Origin of the sequence: Prevotella aurantiaca (genome assembly GCF_015262605.1) — a bacterium.
GTDB classification, from domain to species: Bacteria; Bacteroidota; Bacteroidia; order Bacteroidales; family Bacteroidaceae; genus Prevotella; species Prevotella aurantiaca.
Map to the genome: position 1 here is coordinate 1 of NZ_JABZSJ010000049.1, position 20,490 is coordinate 20,490.

Annotated in this window: 16 protein-coding genes, 2 tRNA genes and 2 pseudogenes; 5 read left to right on the forward strand and 15 right to left on the reverse strand. The window is 35.6% G+C overall.

Annotated features, from left to right (window positions below; all coding sequences use genetic code 11):
* The 11 genes and pseudogenes from HXN26_RS10875 to HXN26_RS08550 all read right to left on the reverse strand — a co-directional run.
* Positions 1–464: pseudogene (locus HXN26_RS10875) on the reverse strand (hypothetical protein); the annotation flags it as partial.
* Positions 465–651: 187 nt separating this feature from the next.
* On the reverse strand, positions 652–999 hold the full coding sequence (locus HXN26_RS08505; RefSeq protein ID WP_273160635.1) for a hypothetical protein: 348 nt from the start codon (positions 997–999) through the stop codon (positions 652–654).
* A 165-nt stretch (positions 1,000–1,164) separates the two neighbouring features.
* Positions 1,165–1,632 (reverse strand): DUF1896 domain-containing protein, encoded by a 468-nt coding sequence (locus HXN26_RS08510; RefSeq protein WP_273160637.1) that lies wholly within the window; start codon positions 1,630–1,632, stop codon positions 1,165–1,167.
* Positions 1,633–1,657: 25 nt separating this feature from the next.
* Complete coding sequence (locus tag HXN26_RS08515) at positions 1,658–2,890, reverse strand: site-specific integrase (RefSeq protein ID WP_107624156.1); 1,233 nt, start codon at positions 2,888–2,890, stop codon at positions 1,658–1,660.
* A gap of 356 nt (positions 2,891–3,246) precedes the next feature.
* Positions 3,247–3,320: transfer RNA gene (locus HXN26_RS08520), tRNA-Asp, on the reverse strand.
* A 27-nt stretch (positions 3,321–3,347) separates the two neighbouring features.
* Positions 3,348–3,421 (reverse strand) — tRNA-Asp (locus HXN26_RS08525).
* Positions 3,422–3,507: 86 nt separating this feature from the next.
* Positions 3,508–4,023: a GNAT family N-acetyltransferase gene (locus HXN26_RS08530; protein ID WP_420541275.1), complete on the reverse strand. Its 516-nt coding sequence runs from the start codon at positions 4,021–4,023 to the stop codon at positions 3,508–3,510.
* The gene (locus HXN26_RS08535) at positions 4,020–5,216 is read right to left on the reverse strand and encodes a glycosyltransferase family 2 protein (protein ID WP_273160642.1); all 1,197 of its coding nucleotides are present in this window, start codon (positions 5,214–5,216) and stop codon (positions 4,020–4,022) included. Before HXN26_RS08535 ends, HXN26_RS08530 begins: the two co-directional genes overlap by 4 nt.
* Positions 5,213–5,674 carry a hypothetical protein gene (locus tag HXN26_RS08540; RefSeq protein ID WP_273160644.1) on the reverse strand — a complete coding sequence of 154 codons (462 nt, stop codon included), beginning with the start codon at positions 5,672–5,674 and terminating at the stop codon, positions 5,213–5,215. The genes HXN26_RS08535 and HXN26_RS08540 overlap by 4 nt, the downstream gene beginning before the upstream one ends.
* Positions 5,675–5,684: 10 nt before the next feature.
* Entirely contained in the window at positions 5,685–6,293 is a 609-nt protein-coding gene (gene recR / locus HXN26_RS08545; RefSeq protein ID WP_025001363.1) for a recombination mediator RecR, read from the reverse strand.
* A gap of 24 nt (positions 6,294–6,317) precedes the next feature.
* Entirely contained in the window at positions 6,318–6,812 is a 495-nt protein-coding gene (locus HXN26_RS08550; RefSeq protein ID WP_025001364.1) for a hypothetical protein, read from the reverse strand.
* A gap of 153 nt (positions 6,813–6,965) precedes the next feature.
* Here HXN26_RS08550 and HXN26_RS08555 point away from each other — a divergent pair, with 153 nt between their 5' ends.
* Positions 6,966–8,663: a glycoside hydrolase family 10-like protein gene (locus tag HXN26_RS08555; RefSeq protein WP_273160645.1), complete on the forward strand. Its 1,698-nt coding sequence runs from the start codon at positions 6,966–6,968 to the stop codon at positions 8,661–8,663.
* Positions 8,664–8,759: 96 nt separating this feature from the next.
* Here the strand turns inward: HXN26_RS08555 and HXN26_RS08560 are convergent, their stop codons facing one another.
* Together HXN26_RS08560 and rlmD are read right to left on the reverse strand one after the other, a co-directional pair.
* The gene (locus tag HXN26_RS08560) at positions 8,760–9,257 is read right to left on the reverse strand and encodes an Lrp/AsnC family transcriptional regulator (RefSeq protein ID WP_025001365.1); all 498 of its coding nucleotides are present in this window, start codon (positions 9,255–9,257) and stop codon (positions 8,760–8,762) included.
* 473 nt (positions 9,258–9,730) lie between these two features.
* Positions 9,731–11,161: a 23S rRNA (uracil(1939)-C(5))-methyltransferase RlmD gene (gene rlmD, locus HXN26_RS08565; protein ID WP_273160646.1), complete on the reverse strand. Its 1,431-nt coding sequence runs from the start codon at positions 11,159–11,161 to the stop codon at positions 9,731–9,733.
* Positions 11,162–11,689: 528 nt separating this feature from the next.
* Between rlmD and HXN26_RS08570 the strand changes: the two genes are divergently transcribed.
* Complete coding sequence (locus HXN26_RS08570; RefSeq protein ID WP_273160647.1) at positions 11,690–12,805, forward strand: porin; 1,116 nt, start codon at positions 11,690–11,692, stop codon at positions 12,803–12,805.
* A gap of 266 nt (positions 12,806–13,071) precedes the next feature.
* Here HXN26_RS08570 and HXN26_RS08575 read toward each other — a convergent pair whose 3' ends face one another.
* Positions 13,072–14,124: a hypothetical protein gene (locus HXN26_RS08575; protein WP_273160649.1), complete on the reverse strand. Its 1,053-nt coding sequence runs from the start codon at positions 14,122–14,124 to the stop codon at positions 13,072–13,074.
* Between the two features lie 316 nt (positions 14,125–14,440).
* On the opposite strand from HXN26_RS08575, the gene HXN26_RS08580 reads away from it, so the two are divergent.
* Positions 14,441–15,625, forward strand: a complete 1,185-nt coding sequence (locus HXN26_RS08580) for an ATP-binding protein (protein ID WP_273160651.1) — start codon at positions 14,441–14,443, stop codon at positions 15,623–15,625.
* Positions 15,626–15,747: 122 nt separating this feature from the next.
* The gene (gene nifJ, locus HXN26_RS08585; protein WP_273160653.1) at positions 15,748–19,314 is read left to right on the forward strand and encodes a pyruvate:ferredoxin (flavodoxin) oxidoreductase; all 3,567 of its coding nucleotides are present in this window, start codon (positions 15,748–15,750) and stop codon (positions 19,312–19,314) included.
* A gap of 61 nt (positions 19,315–19,375) precedes the next feature.
* Here the strand turns inward: nifJ and HXN26_RS08590 are convergent.
* A pseudogene (locus HXN26_RS08590) lies at positions 19,376–19,540 on the reverse strand (transposase); the annotation flags it as partial.
* A gap of 238 nt (positions 19,541–19,778) precedes the next feature.
* Between HXN26_RS08590 and HXN26_RS08595 the strand changes: the two are divergent.
* Positions 19,779–20,490, forward strand: a 712-nt coding sequence (locus HXN26_RS08595; RefSeq protein WP_273160654.1) for a transposase, incomplete at its 3' end; no start/stop codon positions are given.

Sequence of the window (20,490 nt, forward strand, 5' to 3'; positions counted from 1 at the left end):
ACGGCTGTGCGGAAATAGGTGTTTGAGTTCACCGCCTCACATAGCCAATTCTTTTTTTCGAGCCAAGCTCTCAACAACTCGTCCTCACGGCTCATACACTCACCACGATAGAGTTTCACACGCAGGAGATATACTTTGCTGCTACAAAGGCTCTCCAACGGGGGAACGTCCCATTGTACAAACTTAATTGCCAACACTTGCTCACTTTTTTCAGCCGTAGGGTTAATGCGGTAATGAGAGGAGGAGCTATATCCTTTTCTGTTCATCGAAGATGTTGTATTTACTTTTTGCTTATCCATAGCGACATTTTTTTTATGCGTCCAAAGATCGGAGTATGCTGATTCCTTTTTGTAGCAAAATAGAGGTAGCGGGGCGGGCTTACACAAGGTTTTGGCGGAAAATACAACCCGTAGGTGTGGAGATTTTCCAGACAAACCAAGCGGCACAGACCTTGGGAAAGCCACAAGCCCCGTACTACCTTTGCGGATAAAAAGGGAACAGCATCCGTCTCCTTGTCATCGCATCATGTGGAGCATTGGAAAAGAAGCAAAAGTGCAACGCTCGTAGTGGAAAATAGAAAAGGTGGCTATCTCAAAATGCGAGATAACCACCTAATGAAATAATATGAAAGGTTTTACAGAGCTGTGCTTCTCAAAGCACGCATAGCAGGATGGCACAGAGAATCGCCAGCCAGAAGAGAATGCTCAGCAGCGTAATTGTCACTTTTAGGATTACCCTGACTATAAAGCGTAGTATCAGAAAACCTGCAATGACAGAGACGGCAGTTACGACTTGCGGCGTTACAATTTTCGAGATAAGCCAAATGGCACCGATAATGATGGAAAGTAGGATAGCGAGTTCGATGAAGCGTGTCCAAGAGAAGCGGCGGACTTGCTTGGGAGAAGTCGGCTGCTGCTTGATATTATCGGTTTTGTTCGATGCGTCTGCCTTGATGAAGGCAGGTGTGTGAACGTCTTGATTCATGATGATTGTATTCATATCGGAGCTTTTAATAGTTCAAGAGCAGTTACAAGATATTCTACCTCACACGAGTTGTTGAGAGCTATGCTCGAAAAAAGCCAAGTGTTTGCTCAAACTCTTGGTGTGTGGGGAAGAATGGTTATCTTGGCTCTTGACACTACAAAAGCTCCCGATGGTGTTACATCAAGTCATGTTCTCACTATTGACGGTTGGCAGACCATTGATCTCTATGAGCAAAACGATTGTCCCTGTCAGTTCGGTGTAGAGTTTCTCATACTCCGGACTTGTGCCAAAATCGTCTGTCAGCTCATACTTGTCGAAAACACTTTGCACAGCCTTGTTCTTCAGAAGTATTGGTGTTAGTCTTTCAGGAAGAGGAGAAGGAAGTTCTTTCTCGAACTCATTCTCCAAGACAGACACAAGCGTGTCGTACTTGGAAAAGTGCAGTCCTTGATACAGAACTTCGCTTGCCATTACCTCTGCTTCTGGGTAAGAAAAACCTTGTGCTATAGCATCGCAGTAAGCTGCCAATGCTTCGTCTGCGCGAGCAGTTACAAACGTATTTTCATTCACTCTCTCTGGAAAATGCTCTCCAAGATACGCTTCCAACTTTAAACGGAAGTAAGAAAGCTCTTTCTTTGTTGTTGTCATAATTTTCTTGGTTTAGGGTTGTACATTATTTAGAGTTGATGCCCATAGCAACATTGAACTTGTCTAACTTGCCAGCCAACTGTTCCATATCGTGTTCTATTTTCTTATTGGTAATGCGGGCATAAATTTGTGTAGTTTTAATGTTGGTATGTCCCAGCATCTTCGACACACTTTCCATAGGAACGCCCTTGCTGAGCGACATGGTCGCAAATGTATGGCGAGCCATGTGGAAAGTAAGATTTTTGACAATACCGCAAATATCAGCTATTTCTTTTAGATAAGCATTCATTTTTTGATTACTTAGTACAGGAAACAGTTTTCCTTCACGATAAGTATTATTGTTATATTTAGCTATAATCTGCTTTGGAATATCAAGAAGAAGAATATTAGATTCTACATTCGTCTTCTGTCTCTTCGTCATAATCCACTGTTTATCGTCCATACTAACTAAATGTTCTGGTGTGAGATTGGCAACATCTATGTATGATAGCCCTGTGAAACATGAGAAAATGAATATATCACGGACAAGAGATAAACGAGGTATCGTAAGTTTTTTATTCACAATTTTGAGAATTTCTTCATCAGTGAGAAATCCTCTGTCGACAAGCTCCAAGTGAAAATGGTAATTAGCAAACGGATCATGGTGCAGCACACCCAATTTCCGACCTAAAATGGTTATTGTCTTAAAAATCTTCATTGTCTTTGTTGCTGTGTTACGACATTGTCCGGCAACTGTTTGAAGATAAAGGTCAAAATCATAGATGACTGTATAATTTAATTCACACAACTTTATATCTGTCCGACCATATTTCTGCTTCAGAAACTCTGCAAAGTGACGCTTGCATAATTCATACTTTCGCAAAGTAGTAGCAGATACAGAAACTCCTACTTGCTTTCGGAAATCTTCATTATGCTTCTCGAAAAGAGCCATAAACGTATCTATGTCCCCTTTCTTTCCTAAAAACTCTTCTTTGATTCGTTCCAAACACAAATCATCTGAAAACTCCAAACGTCGGAAGATATTAAGCAACCCATTACTGATATTATCGAGTTGCAAATTCGTCCTCAGGACTTCAGTTGTTCGACCCTTGAGACGTTCTTTGTCAATATCCCAAAGAGACTTCAAAACAGAGATACCCGTTGATCCAATCGAGAGACGCTCATTATTGAGATAGATTCTCAACATCACAGGATTCTTCCCTTCTTTGTTCACATAATTACTTCTAAGATAGAATGTTGACTTAAAAATTGACTTCATAAATACTTGTTTTTAATTGTAGCCATAGTATGGATTTTGTGTAGCCAAAACTAAAAAGTTGTGTAGCCATTTGTATCCACAACCATGCTGCAAAGTTCAACATAATTTTCAAATGATGAGCAATTCTTACGTACTCTTGATGTACTCTGTAGCCACTCTTGGCTACAATTTTTGAAATTCAAGAATTTCTGTAGCTGAATTGTAGCCGTTGTGGAGTATTTTGGGATATTATTGTGTATCTACACATACTCCGAAAAGAGGAAGTGATACAAAACAAAAGTATCATAACTCCTTGAAGTTATGATACTTACGATTTTCTTTAGAAATCTCTGATGCTATTTTCAGAGTACTTAAAGCGGTGCGTACGAGACTCGAACTCGTGACCTCCTGCGTGACAGGCAGGCATTCTAACCAACTGAACTAACGCACCAAATGTGCTTTATCTAAATAATAGTTGCGGTGCGTACGAGACTCGAACTCGTGACCTCCTGCGTGACAGGCAGGCATTCTAACCAACTGAACTAACGCACCAAATCGCGGATGCTAACTACTATTTCTGTTTAGCGAATGCAAAGATACTAATTTAATTTGTTATAGCCAAAAAGAATAGTGGTTTTTTATAAAAAAAGTTGCATTAAATAAGCATCATTGTATTCATCTGTTTGAAAAAACCAGTCTTGTAGACAAGCAGTTTTCTGAAATCCAACAGATTCCAAACATTTTAACGACTTTTCGTTTTCTACATCTATATAAGCATAAATTTGGCGAAGATGAAAATATTTTTGTGAATGTTCAATTATTTTTAAAATTGCAGCGTGAGCATATCCCATTCCTCTATACTCGTTTAATAAAATTATTCCCAGTTCAGCTCGTTGATGTCGAGGGTCGAAATTCACTAAATCTAACAAGCCTATATTTGCTCTTCTATCATCGGTTTCAATAATTAATCTGACTTGACTATCCGCAAAAATATCGTTTTTGGAATTAGCAATATAGTCATGTAGTACATAACGACTATATGGAACGTTGGTCGTACTAACGCTCCATAAGCTTTCATCGTTTTCTATTTTATAAAGTAAATCTAAGTCTTCTGGCTCCATTGCACGAAGCCGTATTTTTTTTGTTTCTATCATCTCAAGACATCTTCTCCGGTTATGATGCAATCTGCTTGACAATTATATGTACCAATATGTATGTTTTCTTGTGGTCGAGATGCAAAAAATGAAAGAGCATCACCATACGTATACGCATCCATATCGTAAACTACATAATTTAAGATCTTTGATTCAATTAGTTCCAGCTTGTCGAGGTGTCCATTTGGCAATGTTTGTTTATTGCCAATAACATATTTTCCAACTACTCCCCTACTCTTTGCTATTTCCTCACAACGATCTATACTTTTTTTATTTCCAATAAAAATATAATTGGGTTCTACTGGATGTGCATGTGGAAGAAAACCTAAAAGTTTCTGAGATTTCCTATATAACATATTTAAAAGAGAAGTTGTTGCCTTTAAGCAAATAGCAGCCTTGATAGGTATGCTTAGTAAAATGCTCATTCCGCTATAATGTTTACGGAAGAAAATGAGCATCGCTGCATAAAAGACATGAACATATCGAAAACTTGAACGTTGTGTACTTTCACCTTTATAATGTAATATTGTAGAAGGTAAAAACCAATTTTCAAATCCTCCTTTCAATATTCTATAACTTAAATCAATGTCTTCTCCATACATAAAGAACTTCTCATCAAGTAGCCCCACCTTATCTAATACTGAACGACGCAATAAACAAAATGCTCCACTGATTACTTCTATTTTTCCTGGCTCATCCCAAGACAAATTACTCATGTAGTAGTGCCCGAACTTAGGATGTTCAGGGAAACGCTCACATAATCCTATCATTTTATAGAAAGATACCATTGGTGAGGGAAAACCTCTACGACTTTCTTTTGCACGTAAACCACTTGTGGTAAGCATTGTAACACCTAATCCGCCTGCATTTTTATTGGTGTCCATAAAGTTTAGGGCATCAACTATGGTATTTTCACTAATGAAAGTATCAGGATTCAGTAATAAAACGTACTCACTATTACTCTGCTTAATTGCGAGATTATTTGCTCTTGCAAATCCTAAATTGTGCAAAGAAGAAATACAGGTTACCCAAGGGAAACGTTGTTCTATATATTTTACAGAACCATCTTTAGAATGGTTATCTACAACAATTATTTCTGCATCAACACCTGTAATAGCTCGTTTTACACTTAACAGGCACTGTTCAAGATAATATTTTACGTTATAGTTTACAATTATGATACTTAATTTCATGGTATTAAATCATTATTTAGATCTGTTTTGTCTTGTTTAAAATTCCTTTCACTTTCACATCTTTCTTTTGTAGGATAGATAAAGAAAATGCTAATCATTAAAATTAACGCTAAATAAAAGAATCCAACCTCTTCTCCATAAATATAGTAGAAAAGAATATTCAGAATGATGGGAATACAAAGTAGACAAATTCGCACGCAAGCCCATATTTGAAATCCTTTATATGACTGTATGTTAGTAATACTTTTACAAACTCGTGGAATCTTAAATAAGTAAAGAGCAAGCGGAATTAAAAGCAATGTTATCGGCTGCATAATAAACTGCACAAAAGTCAGACTTTTTTTACCAGCCAAACAGCCTGGTAAAAAAATTGGCAATTCATATATAGCAACGATACAGATTAATATGAGTAAGAAAAGACCTAAAACTTTTAAAAGCAACTTTCGTGTTTGTTCCATAGTTTTATCTTTAACCTTCGATTATAGTTCTGTTTAATATACTTCGTCCCAATGTAACCTCATCAGTATATTCCAATTCATCACCAACCGATATGCCACGAGCAATCACTGTTAGCTTTATATCAAAGCCTTTAAGCTTACGTGATATATAAAAGTTTGTGGTATCACCTTCTATAGTACTTGCTAAAGCAAGAATAATTTCATTAACTGTGCCAGTTTTTACTCGTTCCACAAGCGAATCTATTTCTAAGTCGTTTGGTCCAATGCCATCTATTGGTGAAATTATTCCTCCTAACACATGGTATAAGCCATTATATTGTTGGGTATTTTCAATAGCAAGAACATCTTGTACGTTTTCAACAACACATAATATTGAAGTATCTCTATTTGGATTTACACAAATAGAGCATTTATCAGAGTCGGAAATATTGTGACAAATATTGCAGTATTTAATATCATGCCGCATTGTAGAAATTGCTTTAGTGAAGCTATCGACATCTTCTTTAGTTTCACGTAATAAATGTAAAGCATACCGGAGAGCAGTTTTTCTACCTACTCCCGGTAATTTAGAAAATTCTCCAACGGCCTTTTCGAGCAGTTGAGAAGGAAATTGCTGCATATCAAACTTGTCGTTTATACAGGCTTAATCGTCAAATAGATATATACCAAGACCAATCTTAAGACCTACAGTTGAATAACTCGTATCTTTGAACGAATGATCATAATAGAGTGCTGGTTCTATTGTTACAGAACGATTAATAAAGAAAGCATAACCAACTTCAGTACCGACTAAAAGATCATTATAACTACGATTGGCATGTAAGAACTTACATCCAACGCCTAAATATAAACCATTTTGAGAAATGTAGTAGCGTCCTCCAACACCTAACATAAAATGGTCTGCGACAGTTTCTGAACCATTATGTTCAGCACTTATAGTTGCCAACAGCATCGTATTGTCCCATGCTAAATAACCAAGCTTTGCTTCTAGTCCTATATTAAATTTATTGCGACTATTATAATGTAAATCTAATCCTGTTAGTGAAGCTCCTATGTAGCCTTTACCTTCTTGAAATTGTGCGTGAATTCCCAACGATAATGTTAAGCCTAATAAGAGGAGAGATAGTTTCTTCATCATAATTTTTATTGTTATAAATATAAAGTTTGTTTATTATTAAATTTCAATGACAAAGGTAGTAGAATTATTTGAATTACAAAAATTATTGCCTATCTTTGTGGTCAATTTAGAATTGGCTTCTCTCCTATTTGTCAAAAATATGCTTTAAAAAGTATGAATAAGAAGATAATTACACTGTTATTATTAAATTGGTTTTTTATTAACTGTTTTGCACAAACAAACGATATATTTATAAAATGGGATACAACTCCTTTTAAGAAGCGTGAGACTCGTGCTGTTTGGCTAACAACTTTTAGTAATCTTGATTGGCCCTCATCATTGGCAAACTCAGAAGAAGGCATCGAAAGACAAAAACAAGAACTTATTGATATCTTGGATAAGTATGTTGCAGCAAACATAAACACAGTATTATTGCAAGCACGTGTACGTGCTGCTACTATTTATCCGTCGAAGTTCGAGCCTTGGGATAAATGTTTAACAGGTAGAGAAAATGGAAATCCAAATTACGACCCTTTGGCATTTGCCGTTGAAGAATGTCATAAACGTGGGTTAGAAATCCATGCTTGGGTTGCTGCTATGCCTGTTGGTGCAGCAAAATCATTAGGATGTAGACTTATGAAGCAGAAAGGATTTAATATTAAAAGTTTCTCTTCTGGTTCTTATGTAAGTCCAGAAGACCAAAATATTGCTGGTTATTTAGGGGAAATTTGTGCAGAAATTACTCAAAATTATGATATAGATGGAATAAACTTAGACTATATAAGATATCCCGATGGATGGCCACATCCAACTTATAGAAATGGTGATACTCCTGAGGCGCGTCGAGAAAATATTACTAAAATTGTTAGAGAAATTAATCGAAGAGTAAAAGTACTAAAACCTTGGGTTAAAATATCATGTTCACCTATAGGCAAATACGATGACCTAAGCAGATATTCGTCTAAAAATTATAATGCTAAGAATCGTGTTTCACAGGATGCACAATTATGGGTAAAGACAAGAATAATGGATCAGCTCTATCCTATGCAATATTGGCGTGATGAAAATTATTATCCATTCTGTGCTGATTGGATGGAAAATTCAAATGGACACGATATTATTTCGGGGCTTGGAACTTACTTTCTTGATCCACGAGAAGGAAATATGACGCTTAAAGAACTTAGACAACAAATGTATGTTAGTAGATGGTTGGGAATGGGACATGCTCATTTCCGTTCTAAATTCCTATTAGATAACTTACAAGGTATTTATAATTTTGAGAAACGTTTTAATGCTATACCATCTATTCCGCCTGCTTTAACTTGGATGAATAGCAGAAAGCCTGAGGCCCCCAAGTTTTTTCAAGGTAATTCTGTTGTAGCATTGATAAGTGCACAAGGAGCAAAAACGATAAGTTGGAAAGGAACTTCACCTTATTATAATATATACATGAGTAATAGCTACCCCGTAGATATCAACGACCCGCGTAATCTTGTTATGGCAAGATTTCAAGGAACTTCATTTGTACACCAAGGAGCTAAACACCAGTATTATGCTATTACAGCAATGGATAGATTTGGAAATGAAAGTGTTGCATTACAAAGTGTACTTGATAAAGAAGGTTTTAAAAGTAGATTACTGATAAATGATGGTAAAAAAATTACCCTCCCAGCTAATATAAACGCAATGGATATAGACTATTTTTGTATTGAATCGTTGCAAGGCAATGTAATTATGAAAATATATTATGTTGCTTCTAATCGTAAAACCTTAAATATCTATAGTCTAAAAAATGGAACTTACAAGCTTTGCGCACATTCGGCAAAGCGCAAAATAAGTCATGAAATTGGCTATTTCTTTATAAAGCGATAGGTAAAAATAATTCAAGCACTTTCCTTCCAATAAAACAAAAATTTGTTATAACTTTTTGTTTATGGTGAAAGTGCTTGAATTATAAATTATTAATCCTTAATCTTCAATAGATTCAGAATTTTCTTCCACAGGAAAATCATTTATTGGAAGTGGGCGGTCTATTACTGCATTGTATGAGATAAGACTTACACTTCGTGATAATCCCAATGTTTGGAGCTTACTATGGATAATGTTTAAAAGATGATGATTGTTTTGAGCATAAAGCTTGATAAATAAATCATATTCGCCTGTTGTGAAATGACATTCCACAATTTCAGGGATTTTCTTCAAAGCTTCTACTACTTCATCAAATTTCTCAGGGTTCTTTAAATTCAATCCCATATACGCACAGGTTTCATAACCTATTTTTTCTGGGTCAATAATAAATTGTGAACCTTTGAGTATACCCAAGTTTGTCAGTTTTTGAATTCTTTGGTGAATTGCTGCACCACTTACCTTACACTCGCGTGCAACTTCCAAGAATGGAATACGCGCATCTTCAGCGATAAGGCGTAAAATCTTTTTGTCTAATTGATCTAAACTTCTATGTGCCATTTATCTTAAAAATTTGCCGCAAAGTTACAATAATCTTCTTAAATCACCAATTACTTTTTCATAACAAGTTATAATTCATAATTTTTTCTATCATAAAATAACACCTTTTAAATTTTAGATGTTAATAGTAAAATTTAAATGAATCCCTCTTATCCATAAGATAAGAAAGAAGCAATAATATTCATTATCTTTTTCTTAAATTTACTAGTTTTATAACTCGCTTTACATCAATATTTTACAAAAAATATTTTTTTCGATACAAAGAAGGGCTTTTAGAATTATAAAAGTGCCTATTTTGAAATGCAAAACAGACACTTTTAGAATCTCAAAATACAGTTATTGTTTTTTAACGAAATATTTTTGCAAAAATAATAGTATTTTTATGTCTTTGTCTTTATAAAGTATCTAAAAATTATCATTTCTAAGAAAAATAACATCTATATTAGCTTTTTTCGAGTTTTATCAAACACCATTTACCTTACTCTTGCTTCCAATAGTACGACATTTTCAACATGAGGTGTATGAGGAAACATATCAACAGGCTGAACTTCAACAACTCTATAGTCATTATCTAAAAGTGATAAATCGCGTGCCTGTGTTGCAGGATTGCAACTCACATAGACAATACGTTGGGGATGTGCACCTAAAATAACATTTATAACATCAGCGTGCATACCAGCGCGAGGAGGGTCAGTTATAATAACATCAGGTTTACCATGTATTTTTACAAAGTCTTCTGTCAGAATATCTTTCATATCGCCAGCATAAAATATAGTATTGACAATATTATTAATCTCTGAATTTATTTTGGCATCATCAATCGCTTCAGGCACATATTCTATACCAATTACCTTCTTTGCATTTTTGGCAACAAAGTTTGCTATTGTTCCAGTACCTGTATATAGGTCGTAAACTAATTCGTTCCCTGTGAGATTTGCAAAGTTTCGTGCTACACAATATAAGTGGTAAGCTTGGTCTGTGTTTGTTTGATAAAAACTCTTCGCTCCCACTTTAAAACGAAGGTCTTCCATTAGTTCGAAAATATGGTCGTTGCCTTTAAATACTATCAATTCTAAATCGTTGAATGTATCATTACCCTTTTGATTATCAACATATAATAACGAGGTTATTTCTTTAAATTCATCAGCTATAAATTGCATTAGGCCTATTGCAAGTTCTTCATCTCCAGGTTCATCGTAATGAAACTGGACCAATACTAACCATTCGCCAGTATTTGAGTTTCTCATCATAACATCACGTAACAAGCCACGTTGTTCTTTGATATCGAAGAAAGTAAGATTATGTGATAAAGCATAATTGAAAATGGCATTTCTCACCTTATTACAATAGTCGTCCATCAATACGCATTTTTCAATAGGGTAAATTTTATCGAATGCGCCAGTTATGTGGAAACCTATAGCCCCTTGAGCTAAACCTACATTTTGGGGTAATGCCTCTAATTCTTCTTTGGTATACCAACGCTTATTAGAGCAAGCAAATTCCAACTTATTACGATATTCTTCGGTTTTCTCAGAACCTAAAATAGGAGAAACTTTTGGTAAGTCAATCTTTCCTATTCGTGTAAGTTGGTCAATTACTTGCTGTTGTTTGGCAGCTAATTGTTCATTATAAGGTAGATTCTGCCACTTACAACCTCCGCAGATACCGAAATGTTTGCATTTAGGATCAATACGAATTGGACTTGGTGCTATCACATTTACTACTGTAGCTTCACAATAGCTATGACGCTTCTTAAGAACTTGTAAATCTACAATATCTCCTGGTACTACAAAAGGAACGAAAACAACCATGTCATTTACGTGTGCTACACATTTCCCTTCCGCTGCAACAGCTTCTATTTTAACCTTTTCTAATATAGGTAATGGTTTTCTTTTTCTGCTCATTTTCTTTTATTTGCAGCAAAGTTAGTTATTTTTTTTATTTTGAACTGCACCTTGATTTAAAAGTAGTACAAATTCGATGTAAGAAAGTTGAGTAAAAATTTCGGAAATAAATATTTAAGATGACATTTTAATTGTTATCTGCTTATGTTTAACTAAAATACAAAATGAATTTCTAATAATTCAACAAGTAAATAATATCTCTCAATCTAAATAATAATTACGAATAGATAAATTTATAATTACAAAATTGAAATTTATAATTACGTTTTTAAATTTTATAATTATAAATTTAAGTGCTACCTCTATAAATCAATAAGACTAGAAAATATATTAAGAATACTGAATATATAATATAAAATGTAATTTGGTAAAAGTAACAAAAGTAGCTGCTCATAAATAAAAATTTATTGTATGATTATGCTTTTAGATGGCTTTTTGTCAAAAAAGTTAAGAATTGTTTTTAATTCCTATAAAATATCAGTACCTTTGCCACATAAAACTTTAATCTTAAAATAATAACAGGGATTTATGAAAAAGTTATTTATGTTGGCAGGTTTGGCATTGGCACTTTCTAATGCATCTGCACAGACGGCAAAATGGATTAATAATGTGAAGCTATCTGGTTATGGCATTGCACAATATCAATTTGTTAGCCAAGATAACGCAAAATCAAATTCGTTCAACTTACGTTTAGGTCGTGTTTCTCTTGATGGACGTATTTTTGACGATTGGGCTTGGAAAGCACAAATCCAGTTCAATGGAAACACATCTACTTTAGGTTCATCACCACGTGTTGTTGATTTGTTCACAGAATGGCAAAAGTACACCTTCTTCCGTGTGAAGATTGGTCAGTTCAAAAACCCATTTACATTTGAAAATCCAATACATCCAATTACACAAGGGTTTATGGGATATTCACAAGTAGTAAGTAAATTTGCAGGATTTGCAGATAGAGCTGGTACGCATAGTTCAAATGGTCGTGATATTGGTATACAATTTCAAGGTGATTTCTTAAAGAATGCTGCAGGTAGAGAATTGCTTCATTATCAAGTTGGTGTTTTTAATGGACAAGGCATTAATGTAAAAGATGTTGACGAACAGAAGAACATCATTGGTGGTATATGGGTAATGCCAGTAGCAGGTATGCGTATTGGTTGTTTTGGTTGGACAGGCTCATATGCTCGTAAAGGAACATGGACCGATGCAGCTGGTATAACACAAACTGGTGTTCGCAAGTTACAGCAACGTCGTTATGCAATCTCTGCAGAATACATTGTGAATGATTGGACCTTCCGATCAGAATATGCACACAGCACAGGTGATGCATTTGCAAAAACATTTATAAATACAAATGATGCAGCATCAAAAGATTGCAGTCTTAGTAGCAATGGTGATAAAGCACAAGGTATTTACGCTGCCATTATAGCACCTGTTATAAAGAAAAAACTATATGCTAAAGCACGCTACGATATGTATCAGCCTTCAAAAGGAACTGAAAAACAACGTACCTTGTATGAAGTAGGTTTGAATTATGAATTTAATAAAAATGTACTACTTACGAGTGAATATGCTTATGTTCATGATCGCAGTTTAGCTAAACCAAACTATTCATTAGTAGACTTACAATTAAGTTTCAAATTTTAAATAAAATAATATAATACATGGAGGAGACATTGTGTTAAATGTTTCCTTCATGTAATCATATTTTCTGCAAAAATTAATGGGAAAAAGACAAGTGGATAACAAAAGTAAACATCGATACGATCAGTATACAGGATTTAATCAACAAAGATATTCTTCATCTCTTCGTAAAAGAAAACTAATATCGCGAATTATTTTATTTTTTGTATGCGCAATAGCTTTAGTTATTACGCTATTTGTATTTTTAATGTATGCAAAAATAATTTAGTTTATATATCATCATTTATTTCTAATGTATGGTATAAACCATTAAATGTAATTTGCATAACCTTGTTTTGTATCTGCATTTCATTGTATAGGGACAAAGCAACATGCCCCATAGTACGGCGAAAATTTACTTCTACAAGTGGATGAATATAATAATGTTGAGAAGTTGAATGTTCAAAAGAACATCTACTTCCAACTATCATCATATCAATTCCTAACGGACCTTTATATTTGTCCTTAATATTTTGATTTAATAGATACATTAGACATCCTTTAATTGTATCTAATAACTCACTTTCTATATACTGTCCTAATAGGTTGCGCTTCTTCTCTTCGCTATCAATTAAACTTCCTGTATAAGCACCATGCAAAGAGGAGAAAATTGAAAGACCGCAATAGTTCACTTTATTGTCTTCTAAATAAAATTCCATCGCAAAGTCTTGCACTTTATTATAATATGGCTCTAAGATAATACCATTTTGGTAAGCAATAATATTTTTTGCCCAATTTAAATGAACAGTAGATATTTCTTTATCGGTAAATCGTAGCCCTCTCCCACTACCACTCCACGGAGCTTTTATCACAGCATTTCCTAAACTTTTACTTTTTATGTACAAATCTGCAAGATTATCAATATAGTAAGATTCGCCAATAACAGACTTTGCTGATAAAAAGGACTTCAGAATAGAAAGTAAATGAACCGCAGTTTTTCTATTACTCAGGTTACATATCCTTGCTAAGTAATCATCTGTAGGAAGAATCTTTTGAGATACTCCAAGTCGTTTTAATTGTTCTTTTATTGTACAATCCCACCCCCATGGTATAACAGTTTCTATTTTCTCTGTTATGGTTGATAAAGTAGCTACATCAACAAAAACTATTTCTTTTTTTTTAAATTTAAGCTTATTGATGGCATCTATTGCCTTTTTTTTATTATTTACCAAAATAGCATCGCCTTGTTTTGCCCATATATATGGTAAGAAAGCCAAGTCGTTACGTATTCTTAATGCAGCACGTGAAGGGGTGTAATTAGAACTATTATGTGCTAATGACATATCGTGCTCAGGGTTGAAAATATGGAGTATCATTCTGTATTCTATCAATATAACATGGCTATTGTATGGCTGGCATGTGCAAAGAAAATCTGCCTTTAACTTAATGAGCACAACCTATTCTTATGCAAAGATACAACAAAGATATAAGAAGACAAAATATAAATAATAGTAAAAATATCGTTTTTGCAATCTATAGTTTGCAAATTTAAGAAATAATTAGTAACTTTGCACGTGAGAAATGTCATTGGTTGCATGTTTCTAAAAGTATATTTTGCCATCGACATTTTCTTAGTATGAAATAATTTAGCAAATTAAGATGGACGCATTTTTCCGTACTCACGCTTACTTAGTAGAGCATAATCATGCACCAGTACGCCGTATGCTTATGGACGAAGTTAATTGGGATGACCGACTAATAGGCATTAAGGGAACGCGAGGGGTAGGAAAAACAACTTTTCTTCTTCAATATGCGAAAGAAAATTTTGGTGCGAATGACCGTCAATGCCTTTATATAAATATGAATAACTTCTATTTCCAGGAAAGAGGAATTGCAGATTTTGCTGGAGATTTTTATAAAGGTGGTGGAAAGGTTTTACTCATAGACCAAGTTTTTAAGCAGCCTAATTGGAGTTGCGATTTGAGAAAGTGCCATGATAACTATCCTGAATTAAAGATTGTTTTTACAGGGTCAAGCGTTATGCGTCTCAAAGAAGAAAATCCTGAACTAAACGGTATTGTTAAAAGTTATAATTTAAGAGGATTTTCGTTTAGAGAGTTCCTAAATTATATGACAGGGCATAATTTCCCGACTTATACTCTTGATGAGATTATTAGAAACCACGAACAAATTGCAATGCAAATTCTACCAAAGGTTAGTCCGCTAAAATACTTTCAAGATTATATTCATCATGGTTATTATCCTTTCTTTTTAGAAAACAGAAATTATTCTGAAAACTTACTAAAAACAATGAACATGATGACTGAAGTTGATATATTGTTGATTAAACAAATAGAACTGAAGTATCTCACGAAAATTAAAACACTTTTCTATTTACTTGCACTAGAAGGTCCAAAGTCCCCTAATATAAGTAATTTGGCAAAAGAAATTAACACAAGCCGTGCAACTGTTATGAACTATATTAAGTATTTATCAGATTCACGGTTGATAAATATTATCTATCCTGTTGGACAAGAATTTCCTAAAAAGCCAGCAAAGGTAATAATGAACAATTCTAATCTCATTTACGCAATTTACCCAATACACGTAGAACAACAAAATGTAATGGAAACTTTCTTTGTTAATACGCTATTGTCAGGACATTTGGTAAATGAAGGAAATAAACAAGGAAATTACATAATAGACGAAAATAAGAAATTCAAGATTTGTGATGCGGAGAATACAAAGTTACGTTTAAATAACGAAACTATCTACGTTCGCTATAATACAGAAGTTGGGAAAGATAATAAAATACCACTCTGGATGTTTGGATTTCTTTATTAAGACAGATGTTAAAAATAAAAATACGAGACTCCAAAAAAAATATAATATAAATATATTGATCAAAAACAGGCCTATACAAAACAGCCCAAAAACATTATAGAATCATTTAATAAATAAAGAAAATGGCGAAAGAAAAAAAGTATATTACCTGTGATGGTAATGAAGCCGCAGCTCATGTGAGCTACATGTTTTCAGAGGTAGCAGCTATCTATCCGATTACTCCGTCATCTCCAATGGCAGAGCATGTGGATACATGGTCAGCAAAGGGACGTAAGAATCTCTTCGGTCAGACAGTAACAGTTCAGGAAATGCAATCAGAAGGTGGTGCAGCTGGTGCTATGCACGGTTCACTCCAAGCTGGTGCACTTACAACAACATTCACAGCTTCACAAGGTTTGTTGTTGATGATTCCTAATATGTATAAGATTGCAGGTGAAATGCTTCCTTGTGTGTTCGACGTTTCAGCTCGTACAATCGCTACACACTCATTGTGTATCTTTGGTGACCACTCAGACGTTATGGCTTGTCGTCAGACAGGTTTTGCAATGTTCTGCTCTGGATCAGTGCAAGAAGTAATGGACCTTACAGCAGTTCCACATCTTGCTTCATTGAAGACAAGTATTCCATTTGTTAACTTCTTTGATGGATTCCGTACATCTCACGAATATCAGAAGATAGAGATGATCGACCAAGACGAAGTTGCAAAATTACTTGATCTAGAAGATGTTAAACGTTTCCGTGATCGTGCACTTTCTCCTGAGCGTCCTGTTACTCGTGGTACTGCTGAGAATCCAGAAACATTCTTCACACATCGTGAAGCTTGTAACCAGTATTACGAAAATATTCCAGAAATAGTTGAAGATTACTTGGTTAAGATAAAGAATATTACTGGTCGTGAATACCATCTATTCTCTTACTATGGTGCTGAAGATGCAGAAAACATCATTATCCTTATGGGTTCTGCTACCGAAGCAGCTCGCGAAGCTATCGACTATCAAATGAAGCAAGGCAACAAGATTGGTATGATTTCAGTTCACCTTTATCGTCCATTCTCTGTTAAGCATTTGCTCGCAGCAGTTCCAAAGACTGTAAAACGTATTGCTGTACTTGACAGAACGAAAGAACCAGGTGCAGAAGGCGAACCATTATACCTTGATGTTAAGAGCGCTTTCTACGATGTTGAAAATAAACCTCTGATAGTTGGTGGCCGTTATGGTCTTGGTTCATCTGATACCACACCAGCTCATATCATTTCTGTTTTCAACAACCTTGAACTCGCTGAACCTAAGAATCACTTTACAGTGGGTATTGTAGATGATGTTACATTTACTTCTCTTCCCTTGATTGACGAAATTCCAATGGGTGGCGAAGGTATATTCGAAGCTAAGTTCTATGGTTTGGGAGCTGATGGTACTGTCGGTGCAAATAAGAACTCTGTTAAGATTATAGGTGACAACACAAATAAACACTGCCAAGCATATTTCTCTTATGACTCTAAGAAGTCTGGTGGTTTTACATGCTCTCACCTTCGTTTCGGAGACAGCGAAATTCGTTCTACTTATCAGGTAAATACACCTAACTTCGTAGCATGCCATGTTCAGGCATATTTACGTATGTATGACGTAATTCGTGGTTTACAGAAGAATGGTACTTTTCTTTTGAATACCATTTTCGAAAGAGAAGAACTTGCAAACTTCATTCCTAACAAGATTAAGCGTTACTTCGCTCAAAACAATATTACCGTTTACTACATCAACGCAACAAAGATTGCACAGGAAATTGGTCTTGGCAACCGTACCAATACTATTCTTCAGAGTGCATTCTTCCGTATTACAGAAGTAATCCCTGTTGATTTGGCGGTTGAGCAGATGAAGGAATTCATTGTTAAGTCTTACGGCAATAAGGGACAAGACGTGGTTGATAAGAACTATGCAGCTGTAGACCGCGGTGGCGAATACAAGTCATTGTATGTAGATCCTGATTGGGCTAACCTTGCAGACGATGAGGATGATGCAAATGACGATGCTCCTGCATATATAAAGGAAATTGTTCGTCCTATCAATGGTCAGGTTGGTGACTTACTTAAGGTTTCTGACTTCATCAAGTACGATATGGTAGACGGAACTATGAAGAATGGATCTTCTGCATTTGAGAAACGTGGAGTTGAAGCTTTCCATCCTGAATGGACTTCTGAGAACTGTATTCAGTGTAACAAGTGTGCTTATGTTTGTCCTCACGCTTGTATCCGTCCATTTGTTCTCGATGAAGAAGAAGTAAAGGGCTTTGAAGATAAGACATTAGAGATGAAAGTTCCAAAGCCTATGGCCGGTATGAACTTCCGTATTCAGGTTAGCATACTCGATTGTGTAGGTTGTGGAAACTGTGTTGATGTTTGTCCAGGAAACAAGCAGGGTAAGGCACTTGCAATGATTCCTTTTGAGCGCGATCAAAAACAAATTGATAATTGGAACTACCTCATAAAGAACGTCAAGACTAAACAACATTTGGTAGATATCAAAAGCAACGTAAAGAATTCACAGTTTGCTCAACCATTGTTTGAGTTCTCTGGAGCTTGTGCAGGTTGTGGTGAAACACCTTACGTTAAGTTGATTTCTCAGTTGTTCGGTGACCGTGAAATGATATCTAATGCTACAGGTTGTTCTTCTATTTATTCTGCGTCTATCCCTTCAACTCCTTATACAACCAACGAGTATGGTCAAGGTCCTGCTTTCGATAACTCATTGTTTGAGGACTTCTGCGAATTTGGTTTGGGTATGGCACTTGGTAACAAGAAAATGCGTGAGCGCATTACCAAGCTTTTGAGCGATGCATTAGCAGAACAACATGTATCTGAAGATTTTAAGATTGCTGCTCAAACTTGGATTGATGCTAAGGATGATGCCGATGCTTCTAAGGAAGCGAGTGCCGCGTTAAAGCCGATGATTGCTGCTTGTGCTGAAGCAGGTTGCCCAATTTGCAAAGAATTAAAGACTTTAGATCACTACTTAGTAAAGCGTTCACAATGGATTATTGGTGGTGATGGTGCTTCTTACGACATCGGTTATGGTGGTCTCGATCATGTAATCGCTTCTGGCGAAGATGTTAATATTCTCGTACTTGATACAGAGGTTTATTCTAATACAGGTGGTCAAAGTTCTAAGTCTACCCCACTTGGTGCTATTGCACAATTTGCTGCACAAGGCAAGCGTATCCGCAAAAAAGACCTTGGCTTGATGGCAACCACCTATGGTTATGTTTATGTTGCACAAATAGCTATGGGTGCTGATCAGGCACAGACTCTTAAGGCTATTCGTGAGGCTGAAGCATATCCTGGTCCATCGCTCATCATTGCTTATTCTCCATGTATCAACCACGGTTTGAAGGCTAAGGGAGGTATGGGTAAGAGTCAGGCTGAAGAAGGTCGTGCAGTAGAAAGCGGCTACTGGCACTTATGGCGTTACAACCCAGTATTGGCAGAAGAAGGAAAGAATCCATTCTCTCTCGACTCTAAAGAGCCAGATTGGAATAAGTTTCAAGACTTCTTGATGGGCGAAGTACGCTATCTCTCAGTTAAAAAGGCTTATCCTAATGAAGCTCAAGAACTTTTCGATGCTGCTGAACAAATGGCGAAACTCCGTTACCAAAGCTATATTCGCAAGAGTAAAGAAGACTGGAGCGAAAATATTTAGTCGTTCCTTAAAAACTATATTTCAGCATAAAGCTTGTATTGACAAGCTTTATGCTGATTCTTTATATAAGGTATAAAAGAACTCTCATAGCTCTTTTGAAGTTTTATGCTGCTGCAGCTAATAATACATTGGTAGCATCTCCTTTGTCACCTTTATAAAAGTTGCGAGATAATCGGTGGTCTTCTTTAATATTTCCTATCGTTGGCTCTATACCAGCTCGTTTACAAGCCTGGCTTATATGACAAAAGTGTGCTTATTTTAGAGTCGTTCTCTTTTATGTGACAAAAATGTGCTTAAAAAGTTCCATTCCCCTTTTATTTCTTAGGGGAATGGGACTTTATAAAGTCTTGAATGAATATCTTTCTTCTGGTTCATCGGGGATTTGGAGTGATAAAACAGATAAAATAAAAAAGAAACCGCTGTAAATATTGTATATTTGAATAAACACAACCAAATGTACAAAGATGAACAGCAGTTTCCTATATCATGCTTGGGGTCTTTACACCCACGAATGCACTTGTGAAGAATACAAAGGTAATAGAATTATTTTGTATGTACAAACAAAAGAGCGAATAAGCTGTTGCCTTTGTTGTGGGGCTCGCTCTGTTGTGAAGAACAGGTATCGCCTGCGGGACTTTGTTAGACTTCCCATAGGTGGCAAACGAGTAACTATCCGCATGAAGGTGCAACGCTATAAATGTAAGGAATGTGATTTCGATCAGCAGGAGAATATTCCCTTTGCTACTGGCAGTCGCAGCTATACTCATCGCTTTGCCAAGTATGTAGTAGATTTACTTCGTGTTATGACGCTTCAGGATGTATCGCATCATCTGGGTGTGTTATGGGATATGGTAAAGGAAATACACTCCTCTTACCTTGAGCGTCATTATAGCCTTCCATCTCTGGATAAGGTGGAGAATATAGGTATAGATGAGTTTGCAGTTAAAAAAGGACATGTTTATAAGACCATCGTCGTGGATTTGAACAGTGGCAAGATAATCTATGTTGGCCATGGAAAGGGTACGAAAGCTCTGAAAAAATTCTGGCAGAAAGTCAAACGTAAGAATATAAAGATAAAACATATGGCAACAGACCTGTCTGCGGCTTTCATAGCCTCTGTCATGGAGAATTGTCCCGATGCAGTACATGTGTTTGATCATTTCCATGTAGTGAAGT